General features: G+C 46.2%; 16 protein-coding genes. All 16 read right to left on the bottom strand.

Annotation, left to right across the window (positions count from 1 at the left end):
- Positions 1-99: 99 nt before the first annotated feature.
- Positions 100-966: a 2-oxoacid:ferredoxin oxidoreductase subunit beta gene (locus tag ACEN86_RS13185; RefSeq protein WP_495631083.1), complete on the bottom strand. Its 867-nt coding sequence runs from the start codon at positions 964-966 to the stop codon at positions 100-102.
- Between the two features lies 1 nt (position 967).
- Positions 968-2,743, bottom strand: a complete 1,776-nt coding sequence (locus ACEN86_RS13190) for a 2-oxoacid:acceptor oxidoreductase subunit alpha (protein ID WP_495631084.1) — start codon at positions 2,741-2,743, stop codon at positions 968-970.
- A gap of 218 nt (positions 2,744-2,961) precedes the next feature.
- Positions 2,962-3,924, bottom strand: coding sequence for a dipeptidase (locus ACEN86_RS13195; protein WP_495631085.1), 963 nt, complete (start codon positions 3,922-3,924; stop codon positions 2,962-2,964).
- Positions 3,925-4,032: 108 nt separating this feature from the next.
- Positions 4,033-4,293, bottom strand: coding sequence for a stage V sporulation protein S (locus ACEN86_RS13200; RefSeq protein WP_006286829.1), 261 nt, complete (start codon positions 4,291-4,293; stop codon positions 4,033-4,035).
- 125 nt (positions 4,294-4,418) lie between these two features.
- Positions 4,419-5,213: a TIGR00282 family metallophosphoesterase gene (locus ACEN86_RS13205; protein ID WP_495631086.1), complete on the bottom strand. Its 795-nt coding sequence runs from the start codon at positions 5,211-5,213 to the stop codon at positions 4,419-4,421.
- A gap of 101 nt (positions 5,214-5,314) precedes the next feature.
- Positions 5,315-6,856, bottom strand: a complete 1,542-nt coding sequence (gene rny / locus ACEN86_RS13210; protein WP_127199730.1) for a ribonuclease Y — start codon at positions 6,854-6,856, stop codon at positions 5,315-5,317.
- 308 nt (positions 6,857-7,164) lie between these two features.
- The gene (locus ACEN86_RS13215) at positions 7,165-7,992 is read right to left on the bottom strand and encodes a regulatory protein RecX (protein WP_495631087.1); all 828 of its coding nucleotides are present in this window, start codon (positions 7,990-7,992) and stop codon (positions 7,165-7,167) included.
- A gap of 79 nt (positions 7,993-8,071) precedes the next feature.
- Positions 8,072-9,133: a recombinase RecA gene (gene recA / locus ACEN86_RS13220; protein WP_495631088.1), complete on the bottom strand. Its 1,062-nt coding sequence runs from the start codon at positions 9,131-9,133 to the stop codon at positions 8,072-8,074.
- 275 nt (positions 9,134-9,408) lie between these two features.
- Positions 9,409-10,674 carry a competence/damage-inducible protein A gene (locus tag ACEN86_RS13225; RefSeq protein ID WP_495631089.1) on the bottom strand — a complete coding sequence of 422 codons (1,266 nt, stop codon included), beginning with the start codon at positions 10,672-10,674 and terminating at the stop codon, positions 9,409-9,411.
- Positions 10,675-10,731: 57 nt separating this feature from the next.
- On the bottom strand, positions 10,732-11,325 hold the full coding sequence (pgsA, locus tag ACEN86_RS13230) for a CDP-diacylglycerol--glycerol-3-phosphate 3-phosphatidyltransferase (RefSeq protein ID WP_495631090.1): 594 nt from the start codon (positions 11,323-11,325) through the stop codon (positions 10,732-10,734).
- A 229-nt stretch (positions 11,326-11,554) separates the two neighbouring features.
- On the bottom strand, positions 11,555-12,046 hold the full coding sequence (locus ACEN86_RS13235; protein WP_495631091.1) for a YajQ family cyclic di-GMP-binding protein: 492 nt from the start codon (positions 12,044-12,046) through the stop codon (positions 11,555-11,557).
- Positions 12,047-12,238: 192 nt separating this feature from the next.
- Positions 12,239-13,348 carry a helix-turn-helix domain-containing protein gene (locus ACEN86_RS13240; protein ID WP_495631092.1) on the bottom strand — a complete coding sequence of 370 codons (1,110 nt, stop codon included), beginning with the start codon at positions 13,346-13,348 and terminating at the stop codon, positions 12,239-12,241.
- A gap of 33 nt (positions 13,349-13,381) precedes the next feature.
- Positions 13,382-14,149, bottom strand: a complete 768-nt coding sequence (locus ACEN86_RS13245; protein ID WP_495631093.1) for a DUF3388 domain-containing protein — start codon at positions 14,147-14,149, stop codon at positions 13,382-13,384.
- A 224-nt stretch (positions 14,150-14,373) separates the two neighbouring features.
- A complete protein-coding gene (locus ACEN86_RS13250) occupies positions 14,374-14,628 on the bottom strand; it encodes a DUF3243 domain-containing protein (RefSeq protein WP_127199722.1) in 255 nt (84 codons plus the stop codon).
- A 95-nt stretch (positions 14,629-14,723) separates the two neighbouring features.
- A complete protein-coding gene (gene ymfI, locus ACEN86_RS13255; RefSeq protein WP_495631094.1) occupies positions 14,724-15,491 on the bottom strand; it encodes an elongation factor P 5-aminopentanone reductase in 768 nt (255 codons plus the stop codon).
- Positions 15,488-16,771, bottom strand: a complete 1,284-nt coding sequence (gene yfmH / locus ACEN86_RS13260; RefSeq protein ID WP_495631095.1) for an EF-P 5-aminopentanol modification-associated protein YfmH — start codon at positions 16,769-16,771, stop codon at positions 15,488-15,490. Before yfmH ends, ymfI begins: the two co-directional genes overlap by 4 nt.

Genomic DNA, 16,771 nt, shown 5'->3' on the forward strand with positions numbered 1-16,771 from the left:
TCTTTTTCTCTATAGTCTTTCAAATTCGATAACCATTATACTCCTTTCCGAATCAAAAGGAAAAGGCAGCGGGAAATTCCCCACTGCCTTCGCTTGTATTTATCTAAATTCTGCTACAAGTTTGTCAAATTCACTTTCAGTCAAAGAAAGGTTCTGATGAACGAGCGGCTCCTCACGGAAACCGGATACCAAGTTCTCATAGCTCTTCTTCGTCTTGTTCTGGTAAATAAGACCCGTAATCATACTGCCCGTCTCCATCAGCTTCGTCATCGCCATAACACGGTTACTTGGATCATAATCAGGTACGGTCTCCAAATTCACGATGTTCTCTTTGAACCAGTCATAAGTGTTCACTTTGTTGAATGTTACACAAGGACTGAATACGTTGATCAAGGAGAAGCCTTCATGCTGGATTCCCTGCTCGATGAGTGAAGTTAACTGCTTAAGATCACTGGAGAAGGATTGAGCTACGAAGGTAGCTCCAGCAGAGAGAGCAATCTCCAACGGAGAAAGCGTGGTCTCAATGGAACCCTCAGGCGTACTCTTGGTCTTGAAGCCTTCACTACTACGAGGTGAGGTTTGACCTTTAGTCAATCCATAAATTTGGTTATCCATAACAATATAGGTCATATTGATATTCCGGCGAATGGCATGAACCGTATGGCCCATTCCGATTGCAAAACCATCCCCGTCCCCACCGGAAGCAACAACGGTCAGATCGCGGTTAGCAAGCTTGACACCTTGAGCTATAGGAAGAGCACGACCGTGGATCCCGTGAAGGCCGTAGGCATTGATGTAACCGGAAATCCGTCCGGAGCAGCCGATACCCGAAATAACGGCCAGCTGTTCAGGCTCCAAACCAACATTGGCTGCAGCACGTTGAATAGCCGCTTGTACGGAGAAGTCACCACATCCAGGGCACCAGTTCGGTTTGACGTTGTTGCGGAATTCTTTAAAAGTTGCCATCTTACACCAGCTCCTCACTTAGTTTCTGAGCAGATGGTCCATCGCTCAGCACTTTCTTGCTCTCCGAGTAGACTTCTGAAGGTAGGAACGGGTTACCGTCGTACTTCAGAACACTGTTGATTTTCTCATGCAGACCAACATTCAGCTTAATCAAGCTGGCAAGTTGTCCAGTTGCATTATTTTCAAGAACGACCACGTTCTTAGCTTTTTGCAGGTGCGGAAGCACTTGTTGTACCGGGAAAGGATGCAGTAGGCGAACCGTCATGTGGCTCGTCTTGATGCCTTCTGCTTCAAGATGTACACGGGCCTGGTCGATTGTTCCACCTGTTGAACCCATGCCGATAATCAAGAGATCCGGCTCTTCGTGGGAGCCTTGCATATGAATTGGGTTCTCGACTTCAATGTTATCCATCTTGCCGAGACGCTTATCCATCATATGGATCCGGTTAACCGGGCTTTCAGAAGGGCGCCCAGTCTCGTCATGCTCAACGCCTGTTACGTGATGAATCCCGTTCTTGGTGCCAGGAAGAGCACGGCTGGAAACTCCACTTTCCGTAAGCTCATAACGTTTGAAGAGCGAGCCATCTTCACGATCAGGGATCTCCGTAGCAATGTTACCGCGGTCGATGACAATTTTGCTATAATCGAGCTCTTCGCAAGATTGTTTACCCAGGGACAACTGAAGGTCTGTCGCCAGAATGACAGGCACCTGATATTTCTCAGCCAGGTTAAATGCCTGAACCGTATCATAGAAACATTCTTCAATTGAACTAGGAGAGAGAACAATCTTCGGAATCTCACCGTGTGTACCGTAGATCAGGGCGTGAATATCACTTTGCTCCTGCTTGGTAGGAAGACCTGTACTCGGTCCCCCACGCTGGGTATCTACGATAACGACAGGCGTCTCTGTCATCCCGGCTAGGCCAATAGCCTCCATCATCAGGGATAGACCCGGACCTGCAGAAGCAGTCATCGTTCTTACACCGGCATAGTTGGAACCAATTGCCATGGTAATGGCTGCGATTTCATCCTCGGTCTGAACTACAGTTCCGCCGAACTTCGGCAGCTTCTTGATCAGGTATTCCATAATTTCAGAAGCAGGGGTAATCGGATATGCACTCATAATCCGGCAGCCGGCTGCAAGGGCACCCAGTGCGATAGCATCATTACCGATCATGAACAGCTTTTGCTTGCCGTCAGCAGGTTCCAGCTTGAACCCTTCAAGCGGTCCACCTGCAAGCTCCAGCACATACTCCGCTCCGCGGCGTACAGCTTCAATATTCTTCTCAACGATAGCCGGACCTTTACGTCCGAATTCTTCTTCCACTGCTTTATTAAAAACTTCCAGAGGGAGTCCGAGCAGCGCCCATGAAGCTCCAGAAGCAACCATATTCTTCATAAGGGAAGTTCCAAGCTCCTCCGCGATCGCTGTAATAGGTACAGCAAACAAGGTAGCTTTTGTTCCTTCCGGGATTGTAGGATTAAATTTAGCATCTGCGACAACGACTCCGCCTTCGCGAAGCTCATGTGCATTGAAATCAATACTCTCCTGGTCAAAAGCAACCAGAATATCCAGATCATCGGAAATTGCCCGAATTGGCTTAGTGCTGATGCGAATTTTATTGTTTGTGTGTCCGCCTTTAATCCGTGAGGAGAAATGACGGTATCCATACAAATAGTAACCTAGTCTGTTCAATGCAGTAGAGAAAATCCGGTCTGTACTTTCTACACCTTCACCTTGCTGTCCACCGATCTTCCAAGATAATTGATTAATCAAGATCGCCCACCCCTTCAATCGTATCTCATTAGGAGATATCCGCTTGCATGAATTTAGAGAATAAAAGAGACATTGGTATATCTAAAGACCTATGCCAGTTATGAATATTCTGTAGCATAACCATGTCAATTTTATGTCTATATAGACTAAAAAGCAAGCGTTTTCTCGCGATTTTCATATAGTTGTTTGCGATTGAAACGATCTCTACACAAGATTGATTAAAGCGTTTTCTTTCTTTTTGGGAGATGGATTCTCAAGAAGGATTCCGCATTTCCAAAAAGCCATCTTTTTACCAGTGCCTCGGGATAGTGCTTAAGCAGCTCAGATATCAGATTAGGATAGCGGGAGGCATTCTCAAGCCCTGTTATATACTTGTCAATCCCGTCAAAATCTGAACCGAACATGAGATGATCCTCGCCTCCCAATGAGCAGATGTGTTCAATATGTCTCAGCAGATCGGATATCAGAACCGGCCCATTGGTCTTCACGAAATTAGGAAAAAAAGTTAAGCCGATTCTCCCTCCAAGGCTGATGATGGTCTGTATCTGTTCATCGCGGAGATTGCGGGGATTCGGACAAATGCGGTAGGCATTGGAATGCGAGGCTATGAACGGCTTATCTGCCTGCTTGGCCAGTACAGCAAGCTCCCAGAAGCCTTTTACCGACAAATGGGACACATCAAGAATGATCCCCAGATCATGACAAGCTTGAACAAGCGCAATCCCCTTCTTAGTAAAGCCCCCGTTCCGCGGCTCCAAAATCCCGTCTGCAGCCCAGTTCGCATAGTTCCATGTGATTCCCAAGAACCGAATTCCCTGCTCATAGCCGATCCTCAGGTATTCCAGATTTGCTTCCAGACCGTCCGCCCCCTCCAAGGAGAGCAGTCCCCATAACTGACTTGTAAACGAGGGATCCTCCATATCCTCCCGCCAACAAAGGGGTTTAATGCCGCTTCTCACTAGCTTGTCACGGAAAATCTGAATCTGATCCAGCACATGACTGAACCGGGCGCTGCCCAGCCTTTCGGAGATATAGATGGCAAAGACCTGCAAATTTACATTTCCCTGCTTCAGCTTCTCCATATCTACATCGAGCCGGCTGTCCTTCAAAAAATGAATATGCTCATTGAACTGCATTTTGCTTAGTGCATCACAGTGAAAGTCTATCACCTCATATTGCATTGCCCACTCACCTTTCTACAATCCATAGATAATCCGCTTTAGTACGCGCAAAATCACATGCAAAAAAGCCCGTCTACAATAGTAAACAGGCAAATCCATTATCCAAGGTTATCTAGGCTCTACGATTAACTTAATTGCCGTCCGGTCCTCTCCATCAATCACGATATCCGTGAAAGCAGGAATACAAATTAAATCCACTCCGCTAGGAGCTACGAATCCCCTGGCGATCGCGACTGCTTTGATGGCTTGATTAAGGGCACCCGCCCCAATAGCCTGTAGTTCAGCAGCCCCGCGTTCTCTGAGTACACCTGCTAATGCACCGGCAACGGAGTTTGGGTTGGACTTTGCTGAAACTTTTAATACCTCCATGGTAAGTACCTCCTGGGAATGATGGTTGGATTCCACTAGTTAATTCTATTCGTGAGGAGTGAAATAATTCCTTCTTTTACCATCCTTATATTACCAGTAGTTTACTTACCCGGCTAGCGTTCATTCTAATCCATAATCCATTCATCTTCTAGAAGTCTAATTTTCTTGATGCTCTTGGCACGCCCGGTTCCGTCCTCAATATCCACCAGAACCGCATGGAACTGCCACTTTCCTGCATCTACCTGGAACCTTACTGGAAGCTGAGTTTTAAATTTCCGCAGCACTTCATCCTTCTCCATGCCCAAAATACCTTCCCTGGATCCAACCATACCTACATCGGTAATATAAGCTGTTCCGCCAGGGAGCACGATATCATCATTACTTTGCACATGGGTATGCGTTCCGACCACCATGGAGGCTCTGCCTTCCAAATGCCAGCCCATCGCAATCTTCTCAGACGTGGCCTCCGCATGGAAATCTACCAGGATGTTCTTATGCTTTTGCCGAAGACGATCGACAATTTCATCAGCAGCCCTGAAAGGACAATCAATCGCCGGCAGGAACGTTCTCCCTTGCAAATTAACAATAGCCAATTCCTTGCCATTTGCCTTAATCAGAGTGCTTCCAAGCCCCGGAGTACCTGGAGGGAAATTGGCAGGTCGAATCATTCTAGGTTCATCATCGATAAAATCAAAGATTTCCTTGTTATCCCACGTGTGATTTCCCATCGTAAGACCGTGGATTCCCATATCGAAGAAGTCTTTCGCAATCGCTTCGGTAATCCCTCGGCCCGCTGCTGCATTCTCCCCATTAGCGATAATGATGTGAGGGTTATGCTTGGTTTTCAGCTGTGGAAGCGTTTCTTTCAATGCCTTCCGTCCTGTATTTCCTACGATGTCACCAATAAATAAGACTTTCATGTACGTTCAATCCCTTCTATTCTGCGGAACCTCTTACATTAAGTCACAATCCCACTCAATGAAAAAGCGGCCCCCGAAGGGACCACTTCTCAGCATTTCCTTTACTTTGCGTATTCAACCGCGCGAGTCTCACGAATAACCGTAACTTTGATATGACCTGGATAATCCAGTTCACTCTCGATCATCTTCGTGATATCTCTTGCCAGGCGGAAGCTTTCAGCATCATCAATTTTCTCAGGTTGCACCATAACGCGAACTTCACGTCCAGCTTGAATTGCGTATGATTTCTCAACGCCTTCGAAAGATTCGGAGATCTCCTCTAATTTCTCAAGACGACGGATATACGTTTCAAGTGTTTCACGGCGGGCTCCCGGTCTTGCTGCGGATAGGGCATCAGCTGCACCTACCAGCATCGCGATAACGGAAGTAGCTTCAACATCACCATGGTGAGAAGCTATACTGTTAATTACCACCGGATGCTCTTTGTATTTCTTCGCCAGCTCTACGCCAATTTCAACATGAGAGCCTTCCACTTCATGATCAAGCGCTTTACCAATATCATGCAAAAGTCCGGCACGTTTCGCGAGTACGATATCTTCTCCAAGCTCACCAGCCATAAGGCCAGTAAGATAAGCCACTTCCATCGAATGCTTCAGAACATTCTGACCGTAGCTTGTCCGGAACTTCAGTCGGCCGAGAATCTTGATCAGATCCGGATGGAGAGCGTGTACACCTACCTCGAATGTAGCTTGTTCTCCATATTCACGAATACGTTCATCCACTTCTCGACGGGATTTCTCAACCATTTCTTCAATTCTGGCTGGATGAATCCGGCCATCTGCCACCAATTTCTCGAGTGCAGTTCTTGCAATCTCACGGCGAATAGGATCAAACCCTGACAGAATAACCGCTTCCGGTGTATCGTCGATAATCAGATCTATACCTGTAAGCGTCTCAAGAGCACGGATATTACGTCCCTCACGTCCGATAATCCGTCCCTTCATTTCCTCGTTCGGCAGCGTTACCACAGATACCGTAGTCTCAGCCACATGATCCGCAGCACAGCGCTGAATCGCCAAGGTAATGATTTCTCTGGATTTCTTATCCGCTTCCTCTTTAGCCTGCTGTTCGATATCTTTGATCAGTTGAGCTGATTCGTGTCGTACTTCCTGTTCGACGTTCGTCAGAATAATGCTGCGCGCATCTTCCATTGTCAGGTTAGAAATACGTTCCAGCTCGGAGACCTGGTTTTTGTAAATTAAATCGATTTGCTGCTGAGTTTCCTCAATTCGCTTCTCTTTGTTGGCCACTTGCTCTTCTTTGCGTTCCAGTGATTCTAATTTTTTATCCAGCGACTCTTCTTTTTGCAACAGTCGTCTTTCCTGCCGTTGGGTTTCATTCCGACGTTCACGAATGTCTTTGTCAGCTTCGGCTCTTAGCTTATGAATCTCATCCTTAGCTTCGAGAACCGTTTCTTTCTTCAGTGCCTCTGCATCTTTCTTCGCATTGTCCAGGATTTGACTGGCTGCATGCTCAGCACTGGAAATTTTAGCTTCTGCAAGAGATTTGCGAATAAAATATCCGATCACGAACCCAAAGAATAGGGCGGCTACAACGAGAATAATCGAAATCCAAGGTTCCATTTCTGTTCACCTCCTCGTTGATTAGTCCAAGGCATTCCCTGGGATGTGTGCAGTTGTCAATAATGTTACATTCATCATCATACAAATAAACGATGTACACATGCCAATTCAGTAAGCTGCTCAGGAGAATTCTGTTCATGTACAGAATGTTGAGGCAGTATACTCTTATAATTGGTGATAAGAATCCTAATATAGAAGTCACATTCTTTGGAAGGAAAAAGGGACTCTATCGATAAAGATTCAAATTCATTTTATTATTTGATGAAAGAAATTGTCAAGCATATGACAGCGTTCCTCATCAAAGCGGTTCATTCAAATTCCTCATATTCGGTTTCGCTATCTCCTTGATCGCCCTGTTCCTGTATTAATGAACGAAGTACTCGCGTTACAAGTGAGCCGGAGAAGCCGCGTCTCATCAAGTAGGCTCCGGTTTTTCGCTTCCTGTCCAACACTTCACCAATCGTCTGCCGCCATTTCTTCGCACCCATTGCCAAAGCACTGTGGTACTCTTCTTCCTCCGATACGCTGCCCAGAGCTTCCTCAATGAGAGGCTTGGAAACGCCCTTCTGGCGCAGTTCTTGTCTGACCCACATCTTCCCCTTGCCCCGGTTCTTAACACGCTGGCCGGCCCATTCCTGTGCGTAGAGCGCGTCGTTAACAAGTCCTTCACCTTCAAGTCGTGTCACGATCTCGGTTATTACCTGCTCTTCGCGTCCCTTCTCCTTCAATCGCTGAGAAATTTCACGAGTAGTCCGAGGCTTGCGGCTCAAGTAATTCAGAGCATCCACGTATGCCTGCTGCTTCTCATCAGCAGCAATAATCTCCAGAAGATCCGACTTGGTGAAGGAGCTTCCCTTAATCATCCTGTACTTAATCATTACATCTTCATGAACCTGAACACGATGGGGACCAAAATGAATAAGATATCGAAATTTCGGACGCTTCAAACTTTCAACGGCCGTAATACTTAAAGCTTCATCTTCCGGAAAATCGGCCATGCCGTCATACTCTTCATCAGCCTGATCGCTCTCTTCAGAGATATCATAAATTCCCCGTTCTTCAAGCTGCTTGTCCGATCTCGAACCTGCATACTTTCCTCGTCCGTACGGAGTATTCTTATACTTGCCCTCATCCATAGTAATATTCTCCCGCTACTTAATAAGAAAACGCCCTGTCTCCGGTAAATACCTTCGATCAGAGCGCCAACTCAATTATTTATTCATCTGCAAAAAGAGCTAGCTCTTCTTTGCTTTCTTCTTCAGCTTCACTTGCAGAAGCCGCAGGGACAACTGTAGTCAAATTGCTGGCTTCGCGAATCTTGTTCTCAATAACATCCGCTATTTCAGGGTGCTCTTTAAGGAACTGCTTGGCATTCTCGCGTCCTTGTCCAAGACGTTCCCCAGAGAAGGAATACCAGGCGCCACTCTTATCAACGATATCCTGCTCAACTCCGATATCGATCAGGCTTCCTTCTTTGGAAATCCCCTCACCGTACATAATATCGATCTCAGCTTGCTTGAATGGAGGAGCCACTTTGTTCTTAACCACCTTGATTCTTGTACGGTTACCTACCATATCGTTACCCATCTTGATAGTTTCGATACGACGTACATCTAATCGAACGGTTGAATAGAACTTCAATGCCCGTCCACCAGGTGTAGTCTCTGGATTACCGAACATAACCCCAACCTTCTCACGCAGCTGGTTAATGAAAATTGCGATTGTCTTGGATTTGCTGATTGCTCCAGACAGCTTCCGTAGAGCTTGGGACATCAATCTAGCTTGAAGACCTACGTGAGAGTCTCCCATCTCACCTTCAATTTCCGCTTTAGGAACAAGGGCCGCTACGGAGTCGATGACGATAATGTCTACCGCTCCACTACGAACCAAGGCTTCAGCTATCTCTAGAGCCTGTTCACCAGTATCCGGCTGGGACAAAAGTAATTCATCGATGTTAACACCTAGCTTACCCGCATAAGAAGGATCAAGCGCATGCTCTGCATCAATAAAAGCAGCTTGTCCACCCGCCTTCTGAACCTCAGCTATAGCATGGAGAGCTACAGTTGTCTTACCTGAAGATTCCGGTCCATATACTTCAATAATCCGGCCGCGCGGTAACCCGCCTGTGCCAAGAGCTATATCTAATGCTATAGAACCACTGGGAACAATTTCCACCTGCATATGAGTGGATTCTCCCAGCTTCATAATGGATCCTTTACCGAATTGCTTTTCTATTTGACGAAGCGCCATATCCAGCGCTGCACGACGATCTGACATTAGCTCACATCCTTCAAAATGATAAATACAGGAAAGCTTTACATATATAATTGTACCTTGTTTAGAAGCGTTTGCCAAGCATTTTTTAGAACATACATTCGTTTTTTTCTGATCCGGACACCTCTCTTCTAGAGTGCCGCGATTCCAGAGATTAACATAAAAGAACCGCAGCAACACTTTAGTTTGCTACGGTTCTTCCGTCTCTTAATTATACCTTAGTCTAGCTCCTGCTGCAAGATTAGCATGCAGCACATGGCGCACAAGTACTAAGATTCCTATTTTGCTGATTGTAATTCTTTAAGGCGAAGCCAAAGCCGGTAAAGAACGGATTTAGCGGATCTGAGACGAATCGTCTCTCGATTGCCTTTAAGATTGAGTTCATATGTTGAAGTTGTTCCATCTCTTTCGGAGATCCCAATATACACGAGACCTACCGGCTTTCTTTCGGAGAACGCGGGTCCGGCTACCCCTGTAATAGAAAGTCCGAAGTCTGTATCCGTGACTGTGCGGACTTGTTCAGCCAACACAGCTGCCGTCTCCTTGCTGACGGCACCGGGAGCCTCTTCTCCTTCGAGGAAATGAGCTGGCACATTCAGGAGCTTCTTCTTCATTTCATTGGAGTAACATACGATTCCGCCAAGGAATACAGTAGCACTTCCCGGGATCGATGTGATTCCCTGCATTAAAAGTCCGCCTGTACAGCTCTCGGCTGCACTAACCGTTAAGTTCATCTCGGTCATCATTTCTACAATAATCTGTTCAATAGGTACATCACGATTAGCGTATAAATAATCGGATAAGCGCTCCTCAATAACCTTCTCCATCGCGTTAAGCTTATCAAACGCTTCACTTTCAAGAGCAGCTTTGGTAGAGAGCCGGATTGTTACTTCACTTTCCTTGGCATACGGGGCAATAGTCAGGTCGCTTTGCGATTCAATTAGATCCAGCAGCTTTGTCTCCAAAGCTGATTCCCCGATCCCGGCAAACTTTAACATTTTAGAGTAGAGCGGTGTTTCTTCGGTGAGCACATGACTCATAATCCATGGCTTGGCCTGATTCTCGAACATCGGTATCAGCTCTTTAGGAGGGCCTGGCAGCACAATGTAATGTTTACCGTCCTGGGAGATTGCATTGCCGACCGCAAGCCCCGTCTCATTAGGCAGTGGAGTCCCGCCATCAATGGCCAAGGCTTGACGCCGATTGTTCTCCGTCATGGGCTGATCGCGATCTTTAAAGAAGCGGTCAACGTTATCCATGGCCTGACGGTCGATATGAAGCTCCCGGCCAAGACTTGCGGCCAAGGCGTCTTTCGTAAGATCGTCCTGAGTCGGCCCGATTCCCCCTGAGAATATAATCAGATCAGCGCGTTCCTCCGCTATCTTAATCGCCTGCTGGAGACGTGACTGATTATCTCCAACCACCGTTTGGAAATATACGTCGATGCCGAGCGCTGCTAGTTCTACAGACAAATAGCGGGCATTCGTATTTACGATTTGGCCAAGCAGCAGTTCAGTACCGACGGCAATAATTTCAGCTTTCATTTGCTATCACATCTCCTTCGTTAAGAAGGGCAAAATGGCATCCTCTTCTAGTTAAGTTTAAACTTTCGAAAAAGAAAGTATGTTCTTGTTCTTAATGAAATAATCAATTCCGGAATAAATCGTAATCAGAGCGGCAACCCAAATCGCAACCTCGTCAAAGGGGAAATGGACCCAGGCAAAGGGAAAATTATTGAGCAGCAGGGCCGAGATGGCAACAATTTGAGTGATTGTTTTAATCTTACCCCATTTGCTCGCCGCAATAACAGAACCCTCCAGCAGGGCAACTTCACGTAGTCCGGTTACAGCAAACTCACGGCTAATAATTACAACGGCAATCCAGGCGTCACACTTGCCAAGTGCAACTAAAGAGACCAGGACAGCAGCCACCAGCAGCTTGTCTGCGAGTGGATCCAGCAATTTCCCCAAATTGGTCACCATGTTATTCTTGCGCGCTAAATAGCCATCAATACCGTCCGTGCTGGCCGCAATAATAAACAATAGGGCTCCGATCAAATGATTGAGCGGAAGCGTATAGGTCCCCCAAGTCAAAGGATAGGACCACCAGTCCATGTTCAGGTTCACTAGCAGGAATACCAGCATTACCGGAATCATAAATATGCGGGCTAATGTAATTCGGTTGGGCAAATTCATAGAACACCCTCCCCTGACAGGTCAAGAATAGAATATGTAAAAAAATGAACAAAGTTGTGCTGCTTATGAACTATGACGTAATCGTTAGCTGTCATCTTGTACCCCCAGTAATCTGCTGCCGTTCCCCATTTATCCCTACAAGTATAATATACGGGTTATACCGTGTCAAAATGAAGCAAGGTCTCGATAAATATGCATTCTTCAGGCATATCAAGAGACCCTACAGGTTTTATTTTAGATTAGTAAATTGAAGGTCAACCGACAAGTCTGCTTTGCGGAGAAGCTGGATCACGCTTTGCAGATCATCACGGCTTTTGCCGGTTACACGGACTTGATCACCCTGAATCTGGCTTTTCACCTTAAGCTTGGAATCACGAATAAGAATATTGATTTTCTTGGCATTATCCTGATCAATGCCTGACTTCAACGTAATACGTTGGCGAACACTGCCAAGAGAGGCCGGCTCCACTTTACCATACTCCAGGTTCTTGATGGGCAAGCCCCGTTTGATCATTTTGGACTGCAAAATATCAATAACTGAGGTCAGCTTGTACTCATCATCCGAGGTTACAACCAGAACCTCCTTCTCGACTTTGATCGAGCTCTTGCTGTTCTTAAAGTCATAACGGGTCTCCAGCTCGCGCTCGGTCTGCTGTATTGCATTGGTTAATTCCTGCATGTCTACTTTCGACACAATATCAAAAGAACTTTCACTGCTCATTTGGTCACAATCCCTTCGTTCGTCTTATGTTTTATTATTATATGAAAAACTTTCTTGTAACACAAACAGAACAGGCATCAAACCGGATCTAACCGGTATAACGCCTGTCCTGTATGCGTGAATTAGTCTGTTAACTAGACTTTTGAACAAATTCAAAATCCCTAAGGATGCATATTGAGCTTTCCTTACAGACTAGTTGGTGCTAGTGCCAGAGGTATCCGATCCCTCTGTACCTGAATCTGTCCCACCGGTTGAATTATCAGTGGATGTCGCTGCATCGCCACCACCGGACTCACTTGTACTCTGAGCTGAGGTGCCGTCATCCAAATTCAGTTGGATTTTGGTCGTATTCTTCCCATCAGTCACAACCTGGCCGCCAACCGTAATTACGGTGTTATTGGAATTTCCGGATTTAATATACAATCCTTCAGGCCCTAAATCATAACTTTGGGTTTCTCCATCCTCAATATTCTGATAGAACAATTTCTCGCCCCGGGAAGTACCTTTCCGTACTTCTACCCAGCTCTTACCGGAAGCTTTAATTTCTACTTTGACCGGAGCCGTGCCACTGCTGGTTACTTTGAACTTAGTAGTACTGCCTTTCTTACCATCTGGGGTTACCGTAGCAGCACCAGTACCTGCCTCTGTTCCTGTCCCCGTCGTATCCGTACCTGTACCAGACTGAGTTCCGTTGGTTCCTGCGGTACCGGCATTTGGATCTGTTGTAGTTCCTGTACCAGGCGTCGTACTCTGTCCTTGGCTATCCGTACCGGACTGCCCACCCCCGGTATTCTGATCCCCGCCTTGCGCAGGAGGAGTAACAGCCTCCGTCTTAGTCGGGGTTGTTGTTGTGGCTGGTGTCTTGGTATCTGTAACAGGAGTCGGGTCAGGCGTCTTCGCGCTGTCAGAGCTATAATTACTCGAGACAACAATGTAAATAACGATGACAATCAAGGCAGCAAATGACCACATCAGTGTGGTCGACAGCCATTTCGAATTCCGCTCGGTAGCGGCATGACTGCTTCTTCTCTTCTGTATTACAGGCTCCATGGTAGGTTCCGGCTCTGATACCGGAACATCCTTACGATGCTCCTCAAGCAGGCCATCCGCGTTCACACCTACAGCCTCAGCATAAGTTTTGATAAAAGCCCGCACATAAAAGCTTCCTGGGAGCACCTTATAGTCTCCCGCCTCGATGGCTTCCAAATATCTTTTTCGAATTTTAGTCATTTCCTGTACATCGTCCAGCGACAAACCTCTTTGAAGTCTGGCCTCCTTCAGTTGCTGGCCCAGATCCGACATACCATCACCTCCTGTCCATATTCAGCGCACAATTTATACATCTTCTGTGTAAAGCGTAGTGAACGTATCATAAACGATTTCCTCGTCCGGATTGTTACGTAGTTCGATAATAATATCAAAGTCGCTATATTCGTACTTGGACTCTTTTATAAAGATATCAGGATGCTCAATGACCTTGGTTGAAGGCATAGTCATAATATCTTCAAGAAGCTGGTAATGCTTCTCATTGGAACGAATGGTGCTTATAATTCCATCAATAATAAAAACGTTGTTCGGGTTGTACTCCTCTTCGGATAACTGACTGCGGACCGTCTGTCTTAATAACGTCGAGGACACAAAAGTCCATCTTTTCATGGAACAGACACTGCCAGCAATAATGGACTCGGTCTTGCCAACCCGTGGCATGCCTCGAAGTCCAATAACCTGATGGCCCTCTCTCTTAAATAATTCACCCAAAAAGTCAACAAGCAACCCAAGCTCATCGCGTGTAAACCGAAATGTTTTGCGGTCATCCGAATCTCTATTTATATAACGGCCGTGTCTGACAGCCAAAATATCCACGAGCCGCGGACTGCGCAGCGCGAGAACCGTAATATTGTCGACTTTGCTGAGCATCTGCCCAAGTAGAGCAATCTTCTCATCATCATCACATCCCAGCAGCATACCGCGAGTCTGACCTTCAACCCCATTAATGGTTAAAATGTTAACTCCCAGCATACCGAACATGGATGCGATATCCCCTAAAAGCCCCGGCCGATTTCTATGTATTTTGTACTCCATGTACCACTGTGTTTCTTTCAACCGGTTCCACCTCTTCCATCCAGCATTTTATTCAAAAAATTCGACAGAAATCGCCATTAACCTGCATATAACTTTATAATCTGTGGAATTCACACAAATTCGTGTTATTTTTATTCAAATCAACATCACCTGTTAATGATATATAAAATAATTTTGAAAGGCAAGCCCACCTCAGAATATGGCAGAAAAGCCCCCAATTAAGGGAGCTTTTCCAGATTGCTGATCTAGGCGTACTTCTTAGCCAGCTTCACCATCAGCTTAGCAATGGTTCTGCGTTCTTCCTCATTGCCGACATCCCAGATCTCTTTTAGAGCCCGGTTTGAAGCGTTCTGAGGATCAACCTTGTCGTCTAGAAAACCGCCGATTTCGTAGGCTAAATTGGAAATGCTCTCTTCACTCATACCCGCATTTTCCGCATGTTTCACCCGGTCTCCAAGGAACTTCTTCCAAGAATCGAAATTATTCAGCACTGTTGACATGATAAATCCTCCTTCGCGTGGCGTTAAGATTTAAGATCAACAGTTGTAATATGTGATTATCACAATCAGATTATACAGCGGAATAATTTGGGTGCCTACGTAATCCAGCCGCCGTTCGGACTAATTATCTGACCTGTGATGTAGCCTGATTCGGGCAATGCCAAGAAATAGACGAGTGAAGCAATTTCCTCAGGAGCAGCCAGTCTCCCAGCAGGAATTTCTTCTTCCAGCCGCCGGAGTTCCGCCTCCTCAAAGCTGGCCATCATATCCGTGTGTACCGCCCCGGGAGCCACCGCGTTGACTGTAACCAGGGAAGGAGCCAGCTCTTTGGCTAGCGCCTTGGTGAAAGCGTTGACTCCCCCTTTAGCCGCAGAATAGGCAACTTCACAAGAAGCCCCTGACATTCCCCAAATCGAGGATACATTAATAATTCTTCCGAACCGCATACGGACCATATGAGGCATAAACGCCTGTGTACAAAGGAAAACACCCTTTAAATTCACATTCATCATATCGTCCCACTGCTCTTCAGTTAGATCCTCCAGCATACCGTACGTCGCAATTCCAGCATTATTAACCAAAATGTCCGGATACAATCCGTGTAAATCCAGCTTCTCTTTCATACGGATGATCTCTTCTTTGGATCTTAGATCCGCACTAATAGTAAGCACCTTCGCACCGTACGCCATACATCTGCGGGCCGCCTCATTAGCCTTTTCATGAGAGTTTCCATAATGAATAATGACATTCAGTCCTTCCATTGCGAACCGTTCAGCAATAGAAGCACCTATTCCCCTGCTTGCTCCCGTAATCAATACGGTCATATTCTTGATGTTCTTCTCTCTCCCACTTTCAAAACTCATTCAGGGCTCACCACAAGTGACACAGCCATCTGATCCCAGTTAATATGCTCTTTGAGACGCTGGTTAACATCATCTAGCGTGATGGACTCGTAGACCTGGAGAACCTCGAACAGATCCCCACCCCTGAAGTTGTACCTGGTGAACTCATGTGCAATGTTCTCTGGAGAATTCATCATGCGCAGATATCCGCCAATCTTCTTCTTCCGTGCCCGTTCGAAATTTTCAGGCTTAAAGCCTGTTTGAATAAGGGCATTCACTTCTTCGGTAATCACCCTTAGAAGCTCTTCCGGATCACGGGTATCCCCGCCTATAGCCGAGAATGCATAATTAGGATCACTATTATACTCATGACCGAAGCCATCCGAGATCAGATCCTGGTCATAGAGCTTCTGGTACAGATCGGTACTTGAACCGAACAGCAGGTCAAGCGCAAGCTTGGTCGTCAGATCTAACTTGATCCGCTCGCCACCCGTAATCCCAAGTTTGGTCTCTTTGAAACCAAATAAGCATTTTGGAAGAGACACAGGTAATCTGGAGGTACGTCTGCGTTCATTCACACTGGCCGGTTCATCAGCGAACAAACGCTCGATGGTTCCCTGCGTCTTATAATCTTTGCGCGCCTGATTCTCTCTTACCAGATTAAATACCTCTTCAGGGTTAACCCCGCCCACCACGAACAAAAGCATATTGCTCGGATGATAGAAGGCATTATAACAGGTATACAGGGTCTCTTTGGTAATTGTACCAATTGATTCAACAGTGCCCGCGATATCAATATGGACCGGATGAACCTTATATAACGCTTCAATCAAGCCGAAATATACCCGCCAGTCCGGATTATCTGCATACATGCCGATCTCTTGACCAATAATCCCTTTTTCCTTGTCAACATTCTGATCTGTAAAATAAGGGTTCTGCACGAAATTGATCAACGTCTCCAAATTGGCTGTAATATTCTCAGTGGACGAGAATAGATAGGTGGTCTGATCAAAGCTCGTAAATGCATTCGCCGAAGCGCCTTGAGAAGCGAATGTCGCGAAAATATCGCCTTCAGGCTCCTCAAACATTTTATGCTCGAGAAAGTGAGCAATTCCATCAGGCACAGAGACTTCTTCCTGGCCTTCAACACGGAAATGGTTATCAATCGAACCGTATTTGGTAGTAAACGTAGCATAGGTTTTTTGGAAGCCCGGCTTGGGAAGAACGTATACTTGAAGTCCGTTATCCATTACTTCATGATACAGGGTTTCCTGAAGTTTCTCGTACTCAAATTTCTCCAC

This window comes from Paenibacillus sp. Paensp111 (genome assembly GCF_059492195.1).

Bases quoted from the DNA above. Each gene is read 5' to 3' on its own strand.
- ACEN86_RS13225 (WP_495631089.1), bottom strand. From the start codon at position 10,674: ATGAAAGCTGAAATTATTGCCGTCGGTACTGAACTGCTGCTTGGCCAA.
- ymfI (WP_495631094.1), bottom strand. From the start codon at position 15,491: ATGAGTTTTGAAAGTGGGAGAGAGAAGAACATCAAGAATATGACCGTA.
- ACEN86_RS13235 (WP_495631091.1), bottom strand. From the start codon at position 12,046: ATGAGCAGTGAAAGTTCTTTTGATATTGTGTCGAAAGTAGACATGCAG.
- ACEN86_RS13185 (WP_495631083.1), bottom strand. From the start codon at position 966: ATGGCAACTTTTAAAGAATTCCGCAACAACGTCAAACCGAACTGGTGC.
- ACEN86_RS13195 (WP_495631085.1), bottom strand. From the start codon at position 3,924: ATGCAATATGAGGTGATAGACTTTCACTGTGATGCACTAAGCAAAATG.
- rny (WP_127199730.1), bottom strand. From the start codon at position 6,856: ATGGAACCTTGGATTTCGATTATTCTCGTTGTAGCCGCCCTATTCTTT.
- ACEN86_RS13215 (WP_495631087.1), bottom strand. From the start codon at position 7,992: ATGGATGAGGGCAAGTATAAGAATACTCCGTACGGACGAGGAAAGTAT.
- ACEN86_RS13200 (WP_006286829.1), bottom strand. From the start codon at position 4,293: ATGGAGGTATTAAAAGTTTCAGCAAAGTCCAACCCAAACTCCGTTGCC.
- pgsA (WP_495631090.1), bottom strand. From the start codon at position 11,325: ATGAATTTGCCCAACCGAATTACATTAGCCCGCATATTTATGATTCCG.
- ACEN86_RS13250 (WP_127199722.1), bottom strand. From the start codon at position 14,628: ATGTCAACAGTGCTGAATAATTTCGATTCTTGGAAGAAGTTCCTTGGA.
- ACEN86_RS13205 (WP_495631086.1), bottom strand. From the start codon at position 5,213: ATGAAAGTCTTATTTATTGGTGACATCGTAGGAAATACAGGACGGAAG.
- ACEN86_RS13240 (WP_495631092.1), bottom strand. From the start codon at position 13,348: ATGTCGGATCTGGGCCAGCAACTGAAGGAGGCCAGACTTCAAAGAGGT.
- recA (WP_495631088.1), bottom strand. From the start codon at position 9,133: ATGTCAGATCGTCGTGCAGCGCTGGATATGGCGCTTCGTCAAATAGAA.